Origin of the sequence: Intestinimonas massiliensis (ex Afouda et al. 2020), from assembly GCF_900626285.1 — a bacterium.
GTDB classification, from domain to species: domain Bacteria; phylum Bacillota; class Clostridia; order Oscillospirales; family Oscillospiraceae; genus Flavonifractor; species Flavonifractor massiliensis_A.
In genome coordinates this window covers 2,510,459-2,528,611 of sequence record NZ_LR131147.1, presented here as the reverse complement: position 1 = coordinate 2,528,611, position 18,153 = coordinate 2,510,459, and the positions used below count along the sequence as shown (strand labels likewise).

Genomic DNA, 18,153 nt, shown 5'->3' with positions numbered 1-18,153 from the left:
ACAAAAAATGCCTTATGCGGCAGCACGTTTGTGCTGTCGCTTTCACGCAGTGACGACACAGGAGCGGACAGAATTGTCCGCTCCTTTTTTGTCAGGTACGGCCCCGTTCCAAAAGCCCTGTTTTTTGAAAACAGTTTTTATAAAAATGGTTTGAAGGAGTGGAGCTTTGTGAAAAAAAGGATTCTTTCGTTTTTTCTGGTGCTGTGCCTGACCCTTGGACTTCTGCCGTCAACGGCACTGGCCTCCGGTACGGCGCAGCCGGTGTCCAGCGTCGGTGAGTTTGCCGCCATGGAGCCGGGTGGGGATTATATTTTGACAAGTGACATTACAGTGTCCGCCCCCTATGGTCAGGCCTTCAGCGGCAGCTTTGACGGCGGAGGGCACAAGGTGACCCTCGCCATCTCCGGCGACAGCAAGCTGGGGCTCTTTTCTGAGCTGTCCTCCGGCGCGACCGTCCGCAATGTCATTACTGACGGTTCGGTCAGCGGTACCAGTCAGGTGGGCGGCATCGCGGGCCTCAGCTCCGGTACGATTGAAAACTGTTTGAATACGGCGTCCATCACCGCCGGCAGCAAGTATGCGGGCGGCATCGCAGGACAGTGTACCGGCGGCAGTATCACCGGCTGCGGCAATACCGGAAGTGTGGCGCTCAGCGGAACTGACCAGTACGCTGGCGGCATTGCCGGTCAAACCAAGGCCACTGCCATTACCAACTGCTATAACCAGGGTGAGATTTCCAGTCAACGGAACCGTTCCGGTGCAAACCTGGGCGGTATCGTCGGCTACGCAGGAGATGATTACGGTCGCGGCAGCAGCCTGAACAACTGTTATAGCACCGGCGCCATTACCGTGCAGGAAAAGGCCACCAATTTTGGTGCCATTGCCGGATGGATGTACAATTCCACATCGGAAAACTGCTATTATCTGGATAGCAGCTGTACCATCGGTATCAATGGTAATGACCAGACGGTTGCCGCTAAAACATCGGAGGAGATGAAGGGTGCGGACTTTGCCACCGTGTTGGGCGAGGGCTTCCGGGTAAAGACCGGGGACTATCCGGTCCTGTCCTGGCAGATCTCGACCGCTTCCGCTGTGTTTACCATCGCGCCGTCCAATGCTGAGCTGACCATCCGCAGCAGCGACAGCGTCGTGTACTCCTCCAGCCAGGGGGAGACGCGAATCGCGGCCCTGGCCGCCGGCAGCTACAACTATACGGTCAGCTGTGAGGGCTATACATCCCAGAACGGAGCACTTACCATTTCCGAAGAGCAGGCCAACAGCAGTGCGGAAATCCGGGTAGATCCCATCACACTGGGGCTGGATAACAACCGGTGGGGAACTCTGAGCTTTCAGGTTGAAGGCGCGGATCAGTATACTATCACCGTGACGCTGGATGGCCAGGAAATGACCGCCGGGGAAAACGGAGCTTATACGCTGCTCCTAAACAAGACCTATGACTATGTGGTGATGCCGAAAGCGGCGGATGTGGAAAGCGCCCAGGGAAGCATCGCTCTTTCCGAGAGCAAAATTGAGGCGGTTTCCCTGAAAACGGTCACCAGCATCGCAATCAAAAACCAGCCCGCCAAGACGGCCTATTACGTCGGAGACACACTGGACACTGCCGGCCTTGTAGTGAAAGTCAGCTACTCCGACGGCTCCACCCGGGAGATCTCCGAGGGCGTCGACGTCAGCGGCTTTGATTCCTCGGCAGCCGGGGAGAAGACGGTCACGGTCACCTATTGCGGAAGCAGCGCAACATTCCCGGTTACCGTGTCGGAGAAGCCCTTCCCCAGCGCTGTGTTCAACGCTCTGGCCGGGAAAGCCCAGGTGGCGTACAGCCACAATTCCAGCTATAAAGGAGAACCCGGTCAGGAGTTTGTGGAGGAGGACGGCGTTCTCCGCTCCAACAGCAAGGGGCAGAGCAGTTCCCAGGTCACCGTGACCATTACGATTGACGAATCCGTTGCCCAGGGCAGCCTTTCCTTCTGGTACAAGGTGTCGTCCGAGGGAAGCAGCTACAGTGCCAGCGATGGCCTGTCCATCAACGGCGGCTCCAAAATCGGCGGAGAAGTGGATTGGACGGAGCATACCCTGGATGTAAATGGCGGCGACACCGTCACATTGTCTTACATCAAGGATTACAGCTTAGACAAAGGGAACGACTGCGTCTATCTGAAAGGCTTTACGCTGGAGACCCTGCATACCGCGACATTTACCCTTAGTCCGGAAAATGCCCAGATCGTTCTGACACCCCGGGGCGGCGGGGAAGCCATCGCGCCTGTCTCCAACAGCAACGGAACGGTAGTCTATGCGCTGGCCGACGGCACATATAACTACATGGTATCCTGCTTTGGCTATGCGGAGCGGACGGGGCAGATCACCGTACACGGTGCTGACGTGACGGAGACGGTGACGCTGGATGCCAGCACCCGGCAAGCCGTCACATTCCAGGTTACCCGTCCGGAGGACATTTCCGCGCCGCATATGATCAGCGTCCTCTTCCAGGGGGAACCGGTCGCCCACAGCGGAGACGAGGCCAATGTGTATCAGCTGCCGGCCGGCGAATACACCTACACGATCAGCTGCGAGGGCTGTGAGCCGGCCAGCGGTTCCTTTACAGTAAGGGAGGACGCGGTCACCGTCCCGGTGACGCTGGAACACCAGTGGACACTTTCCGACTACTTTAAGGCTATTTCTCCTGCCATAACCGCCGAGAACGGCACACGCTACGGCTTTGTCCGGGACACGGAGCAGGACGGTGGGCTGATATCCGATAATGCCGGAAAGAGCAGTTCGTCCGCCATCATGACCCTTACCTTCTCCCAGGCTGCCCGGCTGGATTTTGCCTATCGGGTGTCTTCGGAAGAAAAGTATGACAAATTCACGCTGAAGCATGGGACGGACACGTTGATCACTGCCAGCGGCAATGGGGAATGGACGGAGTTCGCTGTTTCCGTAGCCGCCGGCGACTCCCTGACCTTTCAATATGAAAAGGACAGCGGTGGAAATGAAGGCAGTGATGGGGTTTGCCTTAAGAATTTCCGTGTGACCGCTCTGTACCCGCTGACCTATACCGACCTGCCGGAGGGCGGTGCCTTTACGGTGCGCAATTCCAAGGGAGAGACCGTTGCGCCCCAGAGTGACGGCACCTATCTTCTGCCGGAGGGCGCGTATAAATATACCGCCTCGGCTTTCGGATACGAGACGACCCAGGGCAGCTTTTCGATTCCCGACCAGAGCAGCGTGACCGTCTCTCTGAACAAACTTCCGACTTGCAAGGTGACCTTCCGGATGCCGGAGGGCGCTTCCCTTGCGGTAACGCACCCCACCGCCGGCAGCATGGATGCCTTCCGTCAGGGAAATGTGTTTACCCTGCCTGCCGGAGAGACTTACTCTTATGAAGTCGCCAAGACGAACTGCCTGCCCAGCCGCGGCAGCTTTACGCTGACGGAGGAACGCACCATCGAAGTGAGCGCCCTGACGGATGCCGGTGAGGGCTGGGACGGCACAGCTGTGACCGAGCCCACGCAGGCAGAAGGCGTCTACCAGATCGGCAGTGCGGCGGAGTTGGCCTGGTTTGCCCAGCAGACAGAGAGCGAAACCGGCCTTAAGGGTCAACTGACTGCCAATATCAATCTCAACGGAAAGCCCTGGACCGGCATCAAGCAATTTGCCGGAACTCTGGACGGCGGCGGGCATGTAATCTCCGGCGTCACCGCGCCGCTCTTTGACTCAGTGGACGCAAATGGAACCGTCAAAAATCTTGTGGTAATGGGCAGCATTACCGGCAGCGGTCACCTGGGCGGCATTGTCAGCACGCTTTCGGGAACTGTGGAAAACTGCGCTTTTGAGGGCAGTGTCACGAACTACGGCCCCTCCTATGGTTCTGTCAGTCTGGGCGCCATCGCCGGCCGAGCGCAGAAAGGCAGCAGCATCCGCGGCTGCGCTGTTTCGGCGGAGCTCAAGAACAATACCGCGTCGTATAATACCGCATTGCATACCGGTTTCATTGCCGGCTATGCCTACGGCATCATTGAAAACTGCTACGCCACGGGAAGCGTCTGGGCCGATTCCAGCCGCGATACCAACTCCGCCCTGGGCGGTCTGGTGGGTACCCTGTATGCGGACGGCACGCTGCGAAATGCCTATTTCTCCGGCACGGTCACCGGCCCTGAGAATGGCATCGGCCTTGTGATCGGCACCAATGCGGGCACGGTGGAGAATACCTTCTTCCTTCCCAACGGATCCATTCCCGCCGTTGCCGACAATACCGCGTCCACTGCGCCTGATACCAAGGCAATCAGCGCTGACGAGATGCGAACCGACGCCTTTGCCTACGAACTGGGCAGCGCCTTCCATATGGATACCGACGGGGTCAACAGCGGCTTCCCCATCCTCAGCTGGCAGGGCGGCAGCGCGCCGGTGGTGAGCACCGATGAGGAGGACGCGGCGGCGGATCTGGCGGCGCTGAACCTGCAAACAACAGACGGCAAGACTCTCTCCGCCGACAGCCAGGGTATCTACCAGATCCGGAATGCCCTCACCCTGAAACTGCCCGGACAGGGCGAGCATGGCAGTGCCATCACCTGGACGACATCGCCGGAGGGCGGTATTTCACTGCCTGACGGTGCGCTCACCCTTCCGGAAAACGGCAAGCTGGAAATCACCCTGACCGCCCAGGTAAAAAAGGGAGAAGCCTCCAAGCAGAAGGAATTCCGGCTGGTTCTCTGGTCCCAGGGCGCGCAGGATCTGGAGACCCTGGAGGGGATCCGTGGCGAGGCCCAGTCCGGCGGTACGTTCATCCAGCCCCTGGAGGCTTACGGCCACACCAACATCCGCCAGGCCATGGAACAGTATCTGCTCCGAAAGGATTACCCGGTGGATATGGCCCAGTATAGATATGATGATGACCCCCGTGCCATAAAAGTGGAGTTTGTTGCGCCCGGCACCAAAGTCTTGCCTCAGGCTGGCAGCTACCTGGCCAACGATGGTACGATCACCTATTACAGGGATGAAGGCGGCCTGGGCATCAACTATGCGCTCTATCGTGATGTGACCTTCCGGCTGCTGCTGGGCGACCAGTCCGTACAGGTGTCGATGACAGTTCACATCGGCTGGGCAAATGACTATCTCGAAGACTATCTCTCCCGTGCAGTAAACTCCATCACCTGGGAGCAGATTCGGGGCGAGAACACCAATACCGCCACAGTGACCCAGGACGAGGGCTGGTGGTACACGGTCACCGTAGACGGCCAGGTGGACAAAGGCCTGATCCTTCCCACACGGTTGGATACCTACGGCGATGTGCGCATTCAGTGGTCGTCTACCGACACGGATGCGCTGACGGTGCAGACAAACCCGGATGGATCCTATACCGCTACGCTCAACCGCCCGCCGTTCGGTGGCGATCCGGTTACCTTCCCGCTGATCGCCACAGCCCGGTTCAACCGCCTGGATGACTACATGATTCAGGAGGCAACTGCTGAAGGCGCTGTACAGGACTGGTACGCTGCCATTCGAAAATTCGTTATTACAGTGGCACCCAATGATGTGGATCAGTCCGCTCAGATCAACGAGGCTCTGGAGAAGTATCCCTCCCTGCTGCGGGACTTTGTGGACAAAGAGACGCCTGTGACTCCCACCCAGGTTACCGCAGATCTGCAAATGCCCACACCCGGCCAGCTGGAGTCCGCCGGTATTCTGCCGGATCGCTATAATCAGAAAGTGACCATGACCAGCAGCAACACCGATGTGCTGGAATTCAGCGGCTACCACGCTGTGGTCTACCGCCCGCTGCCCGGCAACCCTGCTGTGGATGTGTCTTATACGGTGCGAATTCTGGATCGCCGCAACAATGCCCTGCTGGGAGAGAAGACGTTTTCCCTGACCGTGCAGCCGTTGACAGAGGATGAAATCAACTCCGCTGCGGCGTTCATGGACAGCGTCTGTACGGAGAACGCCTACTGGAACGGCATCCGCGGCAAGAATACGGATAAGACCCAGGTGACAGAGAATCTGGAACCGTTTGCGGAAGTTTTAAAGGGCGACCAGGGGCAGCCGCAGTATATCTACGGCGCGATCAACCTGACCTTCGGCGGAGCGGAAGTGGATGATCTGCCGGGTTACGACCCGATGAACGCCCAGCCGTGGCGGGAGTATCGCTCCAGCCGTCCCACCGTCATCGCCTGCGAAAATCTCCTGGTCACCCGCCCGGAGTACGACACAAAGGTTACGCTGGACAGTGTCCTGACCCACAGCGCATACGGGAAATACTGGGAGAAATTTGGCAGCAATCCGGCTTACGCGCAGTTTGAACAGTTCTATAAACGCCCGGTTTCTGTGACGGTAACAGTAAAGGGAACCAAGGGCGGAGAGAATCCGAATCCCCAGCCGGAACAGATTCAGGCTACGGTTTCTGTCAGCGGCGGCGGCTTCGAAAACTTTGCTGATTTAAGCGCATACACCTTTACCGGCAGCGGTAGTCAGGACTGGACGGCGTGGGATGCGCTGCAGGCGGCCTTGCGTGAGGCGGGATATCGCTATGAGGGCAGCGGCTCCTATGTCAGCGCTGTGACGGATTCCAACGGCGTTACCCTTTCCGAACTGGAGCATGGCGAAGGCAGTGGTTGGATGTACCGTGTCAACGGTACACTGCCGGAGATAACGCTGAACCAGTATTACCTGAGCGACGGCGATAAAATCACCTTCTTCTATACCGGTGACTACCATACAGTTCCCGGAACTCACGGCTATGACGATAACCAGAAAGCGGCCCAGGCGGTGGAAAAACTCATCAACGCCATCGGAACTGTTACCAAGGACAGCGGCGATAAGATCAAAGCGGCCCGGAAAGCATATGATGCCTTGACCGACACCCAGAAGAAGCTGGTTCGCAACTACAACGTACTGACAGAGGCTGAGGCGGCTTTCGCGGCTCTGGATGCCGGTCTGCCTTTCACGGATGTGGATAAGGATGCCTGGTATTTTGAGGCGGTTCAGTACGTCTATAAAAACGGCCTGTTCAACGGCACCAGTACAACAACCTTCTCCCCTGACGCGGAGATGAGCCGCGCCATGCTGGCTGCCGTGCTGTACCGCCTGGCGGGCTCGCCCGCCGGAGACGGTAAAGCCCCGGCCTTCACCGATGTGGCGCCGGATACCTGGTATACTAACGCCGTAGCCTGGGCCAATGGGAACGGCATCGTCACAGGTTACGGAAATGGTCTGTTCGGTGGCACTGACAGTATCACCAGGGAGCAGCTGGTCGTTATGCTTTACCGTTACGCCAAGTTTATGAAGCATGATACAGCCGCAGCTGGTGATCTCTCGGCATTCACTGACGCCGGGAACGCCAGCGACTGGGCAGTTGAGGCTCTGCGCTGGGCATACGCGGAGGGGCTGATCACCGGGCGTACCGCAACCACTATTGTGCCGCAAGGCACCGCTACTCGGGCCGAAGTGGCCATGATTCTGATGCGTTTTGGCGAGGAACTGGCAAAGTAACTGCCTCCTCGTTGAAGCATACTTCCCTCTCAAGGATCTCCGGGATCCACAGCATCCCCAGCTGTGGATCCCGGAAGTCCGATCCTGAGGAAACAGCAAGTTTGACCCAAAGAACCAGCCCGGCAAAAGTCGGCAGTTGAAGACAAGGGCTGCCATAGGTATCCTTGTCTTCGGATTCCCTTGACAACGTCATAAAAAGCGGATAGAATATTTTCGTGAACAGGTCATATGCTTGACATATGCCAACTGACAAGCCGGTGAGAATCCGGCGCAGTCTTACCTCTACTGTATTTGGCTCCGGCCATAAGCCAGGATTGTCAGCCTGTTCCATGGTAATTGATCAAGGTGGTATCCATTGCCGATTTTTGCAGCCATGTCCATGTTTGGAGATGGCTTGGGTTTTTGTACATTTTTAATGTACAAAAACTCTATTTGCAGGGATCGGCAATGGATATCTGCTTTTTACCGGCAGACACCATTGTCTGCCGGCTTTTTGTTTTCTGAGCCGGCAGCAGATCCCGAAACTGGAAGGGGGGTGAAGACCGTCAGCAAGCGAAGGCAGGCTCGCCCAGCTAGACTTACGCCGCAAGAGGCAGAACAATACCGCAATTTGATACAGAAATGGGCACAGCAAGCTCCACCAGAGTACGCAGACAACGGCGAAAAGCACCCTTATACATCTCTTACGCTGTCCAGTGGGCTTGGCAGGGCGGTCTATGCCAGTTATTCCGACGAGGATTTGCTGGCTGTTCTGCACGATGCGGCGTCACGCCTGGGACGTGCGCCCACACAGGATGAGGTCTTTTCTCTGTATCGCATCTACCTGAAAGCGCGGTTTGGTACCTGGCCAGGCGCACTGCGGGCAGCCGGGATGCGGCGATTACCAACACCGGATTTGATTATGCCGGATTGGTCACAGATGCTGGCGGAGGAGCCGGAGATCTGCGGTGCTCTGGAGGATGTGACCCGCCGCAGATGCCGCCTTGGATACCCGCCGCGCAAACGTGATGTACCGCAGGCGAAGATCCTCTGTGAGCGATTCCGTTCGTGGGAGAACGTAATTGCCGCCGCGGAGCATTTTGAGAAATGGCAGGAGGCGAAGATGGATAACTGACAAGTAAATAGAGCATTTGTTGTGGCCCTGTCTCGGCGGAAGCAGAGGGAGGGATGAACAAGGGAATCGGGTGCAAGTCCCGAACGGTAACCGCCGCTGTAAGCGCCGAGACACCGGATCGTTGACGAAAGTCAGTCACTGGGGAGACCTGGGAAGGCAGATCCGGCGTTGTGGGGAATTTCTCCGGAAGCGCAAGTCAGAAGACCTACAAGGAATGCAAAGGGTCGTCGAAATGCGACCCGACCATGGGAACACGGCTGTGGCGATCATTGGGATCTGTCACGGCATTTTTTATGTCCTGGCAGAGCAACACTCGAAAGGAGAGACGGAGGAAATATGAAGAAACGAGTATTGAGCCTGCTGCTGGTGTTTGTCATGGTATCGCTACGGCCAAGACCGAGGGCAGCAGCGCCATTGTTATTGCGCCTCAGGTCACCGGCGAGGCCAAAAAGGTGATGACGGAAGTTTCCACCCAGTCCCTGAAGGACGTGGTCAAGAACACCGACGCGGCCCTGGAAGTGCAGACCGGTGTGGGCAGCGTGTCCATTCCCAACGCCGCTCTGGACGCCATTGCCCGGCAGGCCGGCGGCAGCACCGTGACGATCACAGTGGAAGCCAAGAAACCTGAGGATGTCAAGGAGCAGGTAAGCGCTTCCCAGTTGGAAGACGCGATAGTAGTGGAAGTGACCATTACCTCCGGCAAAAAGGAACTTACCACTTTTGACGGAAAATCCTTGACCGTCACCATTCCGGTGACTGGCTCCGCCTTTGTCTCCGGCGAGACTTACAAGGTGATCGCACTCAGGGCCGACGGCTCCAAAGAAACTGTTTCCGGAACCTGCATCAAGCAAAACGGGAAACTGAGCATGTAGGTGAAGATCACCCATTTGAGCACCTTTGTGGTAACCACACAGAAGACCATGCCCTTCACCGATCTGTCCGGCCACTGGGCCGCTGAAGCCATTACTTATGTCTATGGAAACGGCCTGATGAACGGCACCAGCGACACTACTTTTGCTCCTGACGAGTCCCTGAACCGGGCCATGCTGGCCACCATCCTGTATCGTCTGTCCGGCGAGCCTGCTGCAAGGGGTGAAGGTAAAACGTTTATGGATGTGGCACCGGATACCTGGTATACCTCTGCCGTGGCCTGGGCCAGCGCCAACGGTATCGTCAGCGGCGTCGGCGATGGCAAGTTTGCACCCACGCAGGCGATCACCCGTGAAGAGTTAGCTACCATGCTTTACCGCTACGCCAAGTACAGCAAATTGGACACCAGCGCCAAAGGCGACCTGAGCAAATTCGCTGACGGCGATCAGATCGCCGCCTGGGCTTCCGATGCCATGGCGTGGGCGGTGGGCGCCGGACTGATTTCCGGCAAAACCGCCAATGTCATTGATCCCACCGGTACGGCCACCCGTGCCGAAGTGGCGACCATCCTCATGCGCTTCACAGAATTGACGAAATAACAAACGGCGTGCCGGGGCGCAAGACGCCCCGGCACGGAAAGGAGTTCCTATGAAAACAGTTTTCAAACGCGGAACAGGCTTTCTCCTGGCTTTCATGCTGCTGCTCAGCCTGAGTGTCCCCGCATTTGCGGTGGAGACGGATCTGACCGCCGCAGTACAGGGCAGCGTCAAGTATATGCTCAACACCGTTCGTGAGCCTCAGGTGGGATCCGTGGGCGGCGAATGGGCTGTCATCGGTCTGGCCCGTTCCGGCTACGACGTTCCCCAGAAATACTGGGATGATTATTATGCCACGGTGGAGGACTATGTGGAGGAGCACAAGGGTAACCTTCACGACAAGAAGTACACCGAATATTCCCGCCTCATCGTGGCCCTCACCGCCATCGGCGCCGATCCCTCCGATGTGGCGGGCTATAACCTGCTCACTCCTCTGGGAGACTTTGACAAAACCATCTGGCAGGGTATCAACGGCCCGATCTGGGCGCTGATCGCGCTGGATTCAGGAAATTATGATATGCCCCGGAACCAGAACGCCAAGACCCAGGCCACACGGCAGATGTATGTGGACGAGATCCTTGGCCGGCAGCTGGACGACGGCGGCTGGAACCTGACTGACAAGGGCGGTGCCGGTCAGAGCGACCCCGATATTACCGGCATGGCCCTCCAGGCTCTGGCCGGCTATCAGTCCCAGCCCGAGGTCAAGGCGGCTATTGACCGGGCACTGGATTGCCTGAGCGCGGCCCAGGAGAGCAACGGCGGCTATGCCAGCCATAATACCAGCAGCTCCGAAAGCGTGGTGCAGGTCATCGTGGGCCTGTGCGCTCTGGGCATTGATCTGAATGACGCCCGCTTTGTGAAAAACGGCCATACCTTGCTGGAGAATCTGCTCAGCTACCGGCAGGACAACGGCAGCTTCCTCCATACCTCCGCTGGAAACGGTGATAGCCAGATGGCCAGCGAGCAGGGCCTCTACGGCCTGGTGGCAGCCCAGCGCGCCGCTGTTAGAAAGAGCACACTCTACCACATGGATGACGTGACCATTCATGTGACTGGCGTAACGAAGGAAACCATTGGCCTGCCCGGCAAGCACGCCGACGTCAAGCCGGTACCCGTCAGCGGCAGCGTCTCCTTTGCCGATGTGGCCGGTCACGCCAACCAGACGGCCATCGAGGCGCTGGCTTCCCGGGGTATCATCAACGGCAAGGGCGACAACCGCTTTGACCCCAATGCCACCATGACCCGTGCGGAGTTTGCCGCCATCGTTGTGCGGGCTCTGGGGCTGACGCCCAAGGCCACCAACGCCTTTACCGATGTGTCCTCCAACGCGTGGTACGCCGGTTATGTGGGGACTGCCTATTCCTACGGCATCATTACCGGGGCAGGCAATGGGCGCTTTAATCCCGACGGCACCATTACCCGGCAGGAAGCCGCCGTCATGGTGGCCCGTGCCGCCAAGCTCTGCGGTATGGATACGGAGCTGGAAAACTACGAGATCCTCAACGTTCTGGCACAGTTTACCGACTACGTGACCATTGCCCAGTGGGCTCAGGAGGGAGTGGCGTTCTGTTATGGCGAGGACATCCTCAACCAGAGCGACCTGAATGTGGAGCCTGCCCGTGCGATCCTGCGCTGTGAGATCGCCGAAATGCTGTATCGTATGCTGGACAGCGCCAAACTGCTGTAAGGAGAATCCGTCATGTGGTGGAAACAGCATAAATGGAAAGTACTCATACCGGTTCTGATCGCGTCAGTGCTGGCCGGCGCGTTCTGGTATGGGGGTAATGCTCCCGGCGCACGGGGTTGGACTGTCCCGGCAAATGAGGCGTCCCAGCCTGCGCTGGAAGGTGATCTACACGATACGCCGGAACCGGTCCAGACGCAGGAGCCCCCGGCAGTTCCGACCCCCGGGGAGACAGCTGCGGAACATACACCGGAGCCCTCCGCAGTGGTGGATGATACAAAGGAAGAACCAGCAAAAGCGACACCGGAGCAGACTGCTGAGCCGTCCGCTTCCAAGCAGCCCCAACAGCCCCGGCCATCCGACCAGCCAGAGATGGTCATTAACCCGGAGACGGGAAAAGATCAGTATTTGACCGATCCGGTGCCGGAAGGCAAACCGCTGCCGGTGGAGCCTCAGGATGTGACCATCGGCACAACAGCGTACAGTTGCACCATTTCCATCTCCTGTGCGACCATCCTGGATAATCTGGATCTCTGTGATCCGGAGAAAAAAGAACTGGTTCCGGAGGACGGATGGATCCTGGAGCCCATGACCGTTACCTTCTATGAGGGGGAAAGCGTCTTCAACGTACTCCAGCGCACCTGCAAGCAGCAGAAGATCCATATGGAGTTTGAGGATACGCCTATGTATAACTCCGCCTATATCGAAGGCATCCACAACCTCTACGAATTCGATGTGGGCGAGCTGTCCGGCTGGATGTACAGTGTCAACGACTGGTTTCCCAACTACGGATGCAGCCGCTATCAATTGCAGGACGGCGATGTAGTGGAGTGGGTCTATACCTGCGATTATGGAGCTGATGTCGGCAGGCCGGTAGCGTAACAGAAAGGAGACCTCCGTGCAAAATCGAGATGCCTTTTCCAGCTGCCACCCAGTCATCAATTTCCTGTATTTTGCGCTGGTCCTGCTGGTGACCATGTTCTGCCTGCACCCTATCATTTTGGGGCTTTCTCTGGCTGGCAGCGTGGTCTATGCGGTGTACCTCAACGGTCAGCGGGCGGTGCGGTTTTCCCTGGCGTTTCTCCTGCCCATGATGCTCCTGACACTGATAATCAATCCCGCCTTCAATCACCAGGGCATTACAATCCTGACCTATCTGCCCACGGGTAACCCCCTGACGCTGGAGAGCATTCTCTACGGCGTTTCCGCCGCCGCCATGCTGGCCGCCGTGATCTCCTGGTTTTCCTGTTATACCGCCGTGATGACCTCCGACAAGTTCGTGTATCTGTTCGGCAGAGTGATCCCGGCCCTGTCCCTGGTGCTGTCCATGACGCTGCGCTTTGTGCCCAAGTTCAAGGCGCAGCTTCATGTGGTCAGCGAGGCCCAGCGCTGTGTGGGGCGGGACGTCTCCGATGGCAGCCTCCTGCGGCGGATCCGAAACGCCGTGACAATCTTCTCCATTATGGTTACCTGGGCGCTGGAAAATGCCATTGAGACGGCGGACAGCATGAAGAGCCGGGGCTATGGGCTGCCGGGCAGAACGGCATTTTCCATTTACCGCTTTGATGAGCGGGACAAGATGATCCTGCTGTGGCTCTGCTTCTGCGGGGGTGTTCTCGGCTGGAGCGCATTGACAGGCGGCCTTTTCTGGCGGTATTATCCAACCATAAAAGGCGCGCCGCTGACGCCTGTGACCGTCTGCCTTCTGCTTTGCTGGGCAGGGTTGTGCCTGACGCCGGTGGCAATCAACGTCCATGCAGACCGGGTGTGGGCTGGGCTGCATAGTAAGGAGACTGCAACATGATTCAAAGTATGAGCCTGCCGCTCTATTCTGATACGCTGCGGGAATACCGGGACTGGACGGACCTGCAGCAGGAGGTGCACGCCCTGGGCTGTGACGGCATTGAGGCCATATGGGGTGGGGAACCCATCCCGGAAGCACTCCCTGCCGGGCTGGTACAGGGCTACCACCTGATCTTTTTCCATGACTGGGTGGATCTCTGGAACGGTAACTGGCCGGCGTTGAAGGAGAAATACGGCACTTTGGAACAAGCCTCCGCTGTGTACGGCGGACTGGGCCGGGAGACGCTGCTGCGGCAGTACCGTGACGACCTGGAACGTGCAAAACGCCTGGGCGCCGAATATGTGGTGTTCCATGTTTCAGACGTCTCCATGGAGGAGTGCTTTACCTATCGCTTCTCCCACACCAACGATCAGGTCATCACCGCCGCTGTGGAGCTCATCAACGAGCTTTTGCCTGGAAAACAGTGGCCGTTTGCTTTTCTGGTGGAAAACCAATGGTGGCCGGGCTTTACCTTCACCGAGCCCAGGCAGACAGAGCGGCTGCTGGACGGCATACGCTATGCCAATAAAGGAATCCTGCTGGATACAGGGCATCTGATAAACTGTTGTACCGAACTGCGAAGCCAAAGTGAGGGAGCCGCCTATATCAGCGCTATGCTGGATCGGCACGGCAGCCTCAGCGCTATGATTCGCGGCGTCCATTTCCATCAGTCCCTCAGCGGTCCCTATGTCCAAAGCCACACGGGCCGGCTGCCAGAGGAATGGCCGGAGGAATTCGGGCAGCGTTTTTCCATCAATTATGCCCATGTGCTTCAGATCGACCAGCACCGGCCCTGGACGGATCCAGCCATATTGCCCGTTCTGGAGCGGATCGACCCGACATGGCTGACCCACGAATTGACCTCCCGTGCCAGAGCGGAGCGGGTACAAGCGGTAGAGACCCAACAGGTCCTGCTGCGGAAGAGAGAGAATATTCCATGACAGACACCTTTGTAATTGAACACCTTTGCTTTTCCTATCCGGAGCAGTCCGGGGCTATCCTGCGGGACATGAGCCTGACTGTCCGGCAGGGAGAATTTCTGGTACTTTGCGGACCCTCCGGCTGCGGAAAGTCCACGCTGCTGCGGCAGCTGAAAACAGTTCTCGCGCCTCATGGCAGACGGAGCGGCACCATTCTCTTTGAAGGACAACCGCTGGATTCCATGGATCAGCGGCAGCAGACGGAGCGAATCGGTTTTGTCCAGCAGAGTCCCGACAACCAGATCGTCACTGACAAGGTCTGGCATGAGCTGGCCTTTGGGCTGGAGAGCCTGGGCTATGAAACGCCGGTGATCCGCCAGCGGGTGGCGGAGATGGCGGCCTTCTTTGGCATCGAAAACTGGTTTTACAAAAATGTGACCGAGCTGTCCGGCGGACAGAAGCAGCTGCTCAATCTGGCCTCCGTCATGGCCATGCAGCCTTCCGTACTGATCCTGGACGAACCCACCTCCCAGCTGGATCCCATCGCAGCGTCGGATTTTCTGGCCACCCTTGGGCGGATCAACCGGGAGCTGGGCACAACCATCATTCTGACCGAGCATCGTTTGGAAGACGCCTTCCCCCTGGCCACCAGAGTTGCCGTCATGGAGGAAGGGCGGCTGCTGTGCAGCGGCACACCTGCCGAGGTGGGCGCTGCCCTGCGGACGAGCGGGCACACCATGTTTCTGGCCATGCCCACTGCCATGCGGGTGTGGGCGGCAGTGGAACAGAACGGTTCATGCCCCGTTACAGTTCGGGAAGGCCGGGAGTGGCTGACAGACTATGGAGCAAAGCATCCGCTGCATCCAATACCGCCGGAACCGTCACGGGTATATCCGGAAGATCCTGTACTGGAGGCATCGGAGCTGTGGTTCAAGTATGAGAAAAACAACCCGGATGTGGTGCGTGGATTGAGCCTTACCCTGAAAAAAGGGGAGTTCTACGCCCTTCTGGGCGGAAACGGCGCTGGTAAATCCACGTCTCTAAAGCTGCTGGCCGGACTTTTGAAGCCCTATCGGGGAACGGTAAACTGTCAGGGCACAATCGGTGTTTTGCCCCAAAATCCCCAGGCCCTCTTTGTAAAGAAAACGGTTCGGGAGGATTTGGCAGAGATTCTGGGCAGCAGAAAAGCCGAGCAGGCGGAGCGGATCGCCCATGTGGTCGCTCTGTGCCGGCTGGAAGGCCTGTTGGATCGTCACCCCTACGACCTGTCCGGAGGTGAGCAGCAGCGGGCGGCTTTGGCCAAGGTCTTACTGCTGGATCCTGACATTTTGCTGATGGACGAGCCCACCAAGGGACTGGACGCGGAGTTCAAACAGGTGCTTGCGGAGATTTTGCAGGTGCTTTTGCGGCGGGGCGTTACGATCCTGATGGTCAGTCATGATATCGGATTCTGTGCCCGCTATACCCATCGCTGCGCTCTGTTTTTTGACGGCAGCACCGTGGCAGAGGGTACGCCCCGGGCTTTCTTTTCGGGCAACAGTTTTTATACTACCTCCGCCAACCGCATGGCGCGGGAGCTGGAGCCTGAAGCTGTGACGCCGGAGGACGTGATTGCCCTGTGCGGCGGGTATCTGCCGCCTGCGCCGGAGCTGCCGGACGACATCCCTCCCCTGCCGGAGCCGAAAGAAGGAAGCGCGGCGGAAAAGCCCAAAAAGCTGCCCTGGTGGCGCAAGCTTCTGGCGGCCTTGTCAGCGGGGGTCGCGCTTTTTCTGTTTCTTTCTTTTATGGGCGTGGCGGATCTAACCGAAATGGTCACCGCCGAGGGGCTGACTTCCCTGGCGGGCGAGCAGCTGGTGCTATACCTGATTTTTTGCATTTCCCTGATCGTGTTTGCCGTCTGTATTACACGCCGCAGCCATCGGCCGGACTATCTGAAGCAGACGCCGAAGGAACAGCGGAAGCTGGCCAAACGCACACTGGCGGCAACGGTTCTGATCTTGCTGCTCATTCCGGTGACGCTCTTTGTGGGGATCACCTATCTGGGCGGGAAGAAGTATTATTTTATCTCCCTCCTGATCCTGCTGGAAACCATGCTTCCCTTTTTCCTGGCCTTTGAAGGCCGGAAGCCCCAGGCCCGGGAGCTGGTCATCATCGCGGTGCTGTGCGCCATTGGCGTGGCAGGCCGGGCATTCTTTTTCATGCTGCCCCAGTTCAAGCCGGTGATGGCGGTGACCATTATTGCAGGCGTGGCCTTTGGCGGGGAAACCGGCTTTTTGGTGGGAGCCATGACGATGCTGGCTTCCAACGTCATGTTCGGGCAAGGCCCCCTGGCACCATGGCAGATGTTTTCCATGGGTATCATCGGATTTCTGGCGGGCATTTTGTTCCGCAAGGGACTTTTGATGAGGACCCGGGGCGCATTGTGTGTCTTTGGTGCTCTCTGCGCGATTCTGATTTACGGTGGTATCATGAATCCGGCTTCGGCTCTGACGGCAAACCGGGAACTGACAGGCGGCATCTTGCTGAGCAGTTATGTCGTAGGAATGCCCTTTGACTGCATCCACGCCATGGCCACCTGGCTGTTTTTGTGGTTTGGTGCGGAACCTATGCTGGAAAAACTGGATCGTATAAAGGTCAAATATGGTCTGGTTGAGTAAATGCGTTGAGAACCTCAGAAGGATATCTTTGTTAACAGCGTATTAAAATCATCTTCCTTCACCAGATTCCCTCAATAGAGTGAAGATAGCATACGGCTTTCCAGGATATTCTCGTTCTATTTTTATCGTTTCTTTGACCACACAACCAGCCACAGACAGGGTCGAAACAGCCGGAAAGTGTGCGTTTCAAACGAACCGGAAAACAATCTATTCGGAATAGAAATGGCTGTAAACCTCCAAAAAAGATTAGAAAAAAGCAAAACTTGGTGTTGACGTGCGGGAGGTCACAGGTTCAAGTCCTGTATCGTCCACCAAATGGAAACCCTGAAACCACGATGGTTTCAGGGTTTTTGTTATATCTGCTCCAAAGAACGGGACACGCCGCAAAAAACTGCGGCGTGTCCCGTTTCGCTGTTTTTAGGTCTGTACGGCTGCGGTCAAGTCAGATCCAGATTGCCGATCACGGTCAGGCTCTGGCGGATCCGCTCCTGCTCCTGCCGGGTAAACGGCGCCAGCACCCGCTCATTCATCTCCAGAATAATCTTCTCTATGGCAGACTGAAGATCCAGGGTCTTCTGCGTCGGGGAAACACGGATCATACGCCGGTTCTCAGGATCCACATTCCGCTCCAGCAGGCCGTTGTTCTGCATCCGTTCCAGAATACCGGACACCGACGAGGCCTCCAGGTGCAGCAGCTCTCCAATCTGCTTGGGGGTGAGCTCCCGGTATTTCCACAGGCAATTCATAACGCCGTACTGCGCCGGAGTGATGCCATATTCCGCAAGCTGGCTGTTCAAATACTGAAATACATTATGCTGTGCGGTACTTAACAAGAAATTAATGCAATTTTCCAGTTCCATTTTATCACTCCTATGTTTGTCAATATAGCACTGACACGGCGCTCTGTCAACAACACAAACATTTCTTATTGGGTATCATTTTTGTCTGGTTTCCTTTCCGGTTACA

General features: G+C 57.3%; 10 protein-coding genes and 2 riboswitches. Of the genes, 9 read left to right on the top strand and 1 reads right to left on the bottom strand.

Annotated elements, in window-relative coordinates; genetic code table 11:
- The first annotated feature begins 168 nt into the window (after positions 1–168).
- From E0E41_RS12480 to E0E41_RS12440, 9 genes are all read left to right on the top strand, one after another.
- Positions 169–7,503 (top strand): S-layer homology domain-containing protein, encoded by a 7,335-nt coding sequence (locus E0E41_RS12480; protein ID WP_130870200.1) that lies wholly within the window; start codon positions 169–171, stop codon positions 7,501–7,503.
- A 204-nt stretch (positions 7,504–7,707) separates the two neighbouring features.
- Positions 7,708–7,843: riboswitch (cobalamin riboswitch) on the top strand.
- 15 nt (positions 7,844–7,858) lie between these two features.
- Complete coding sequence (locus E0E41_RS12475) at positions 7,859–8,617, top strand: homing endonuclease associated repeat-containing protein (RefSeq protein ID WP_130870199.1); 759 nt, start codon at positions 7,859–7,861, stop codon at positions 8,615–8,617.
- A gap of 2 nt (positions 8,618–8,619) precedes the next feature.
- Positions 8,620–8,844, top strand: a riboswitch (cobalamin riboswitch).
- Positions 8,845–9,069: 225 nt separating this feature from the next.
- Positions 9,070–9,489: a hypothetical protein gene (locus E0E41_RS12470; protein WP_130870198.1), complete on the top strand. Its 420-nt coding sequence runs from the start codon at positions 9,070–9,072 to the stop codon at positions 9,487–9,489.
- A gap of 27 nt (positions 9,490–9,516) precedes the next feature.
- Entirely contained in the window at positions 9,517–10,086 is a 570-nt protein-coding gene (locus E0E41_RS12465) for an S-layer homology domain-containing protein (RefSeq protein WP_130870197.1), read from the top strand.
- A gap of 49 nt (positions 10,087–10,135) precedes the next feature.
- On the top strand, positions 10,136–11,770 hold the full coding sequence (locus E0E41_RS12460; protein WP_130870196.1) for an S-layer homology domain-containing protein: 1,635 nt from the start codon (positions 10,136–10,138) through the stop codon (positions 11,768–11,770).
- A 261-nt stretch (positions 11,771–12,031) separates the two neighbouring features.
- Positions 12,032–12,649 (top strand): DUF4430 domain-containing protein, encoded by a 618-nt coding sequence (locus E0E41_RS12455; protein WP_242623774.1) that lies wholly within the window; start codon positions 12,032–12,034, stop codon positions 12,647–12,649.
- Positions 12,650–12,665: 16 nt separating this feature from the next.
- The gene (locus tag E0E41_RS12450; RefSeq protein ID WP_242623773.1) at positions 12,666–13,571 is read left to right on the top strand and encodes an energy-coupling factor transporter transmembrane component T; all 906 of its coding nucleotides are present in this window, start codon (positions 12,666–12,668) and stop codon (positions 13,569–13,571) included.
- Complete coding sequence (locus tag E0E41_RS12445; protein WP_130870194.1) at positions 13,568–14,551, top strand: TIM barrel protein; 984 nt, start codon at positions 13,568–13,570, stop codon at positions 14,549–14,551. The genes E0E41_RS12450 and E0E41_RS12445 overlap by 4 nt, the downstream gene beginning before the upstream one ends.
- Complete coding sequence (locus E0E41_RS12440) at positions 14,548–17,187, top strand: ATP-binding cassette domain-containing protein (RefSeq protein ID WP_130870193.1); 2,640 nt, start codon at positions 14,548–14,550, stop codon at positions 17,185–17,187. Before E0E41_RS12445 ends, E0E41_RS12440 begins: the two co-directional genes overlap by 4 nt.
- A 437-nt stretch (positions 17,188–17,624) precedes the next feature.
- On the opposite strand, the gene E0E41_RS12435 is transcribed toward E0E41_RS12440, so the two are convergent.
- The gene (locus E0E41_RS12435; RefSeq protein ID WP_130870192.1) at positions 17,625–18,047 is read right to left on the bottom strand and encodes a MarR family winged helix-turn-helix transcriptional regulator; all 423 of its coding nucleotides are present in this window, start codon (positions 18,045–18,047) and stop codon (positions 17,625–17,627) included.
- Positions 18,048–18,153: the final 106 nt, after the last annotated feature.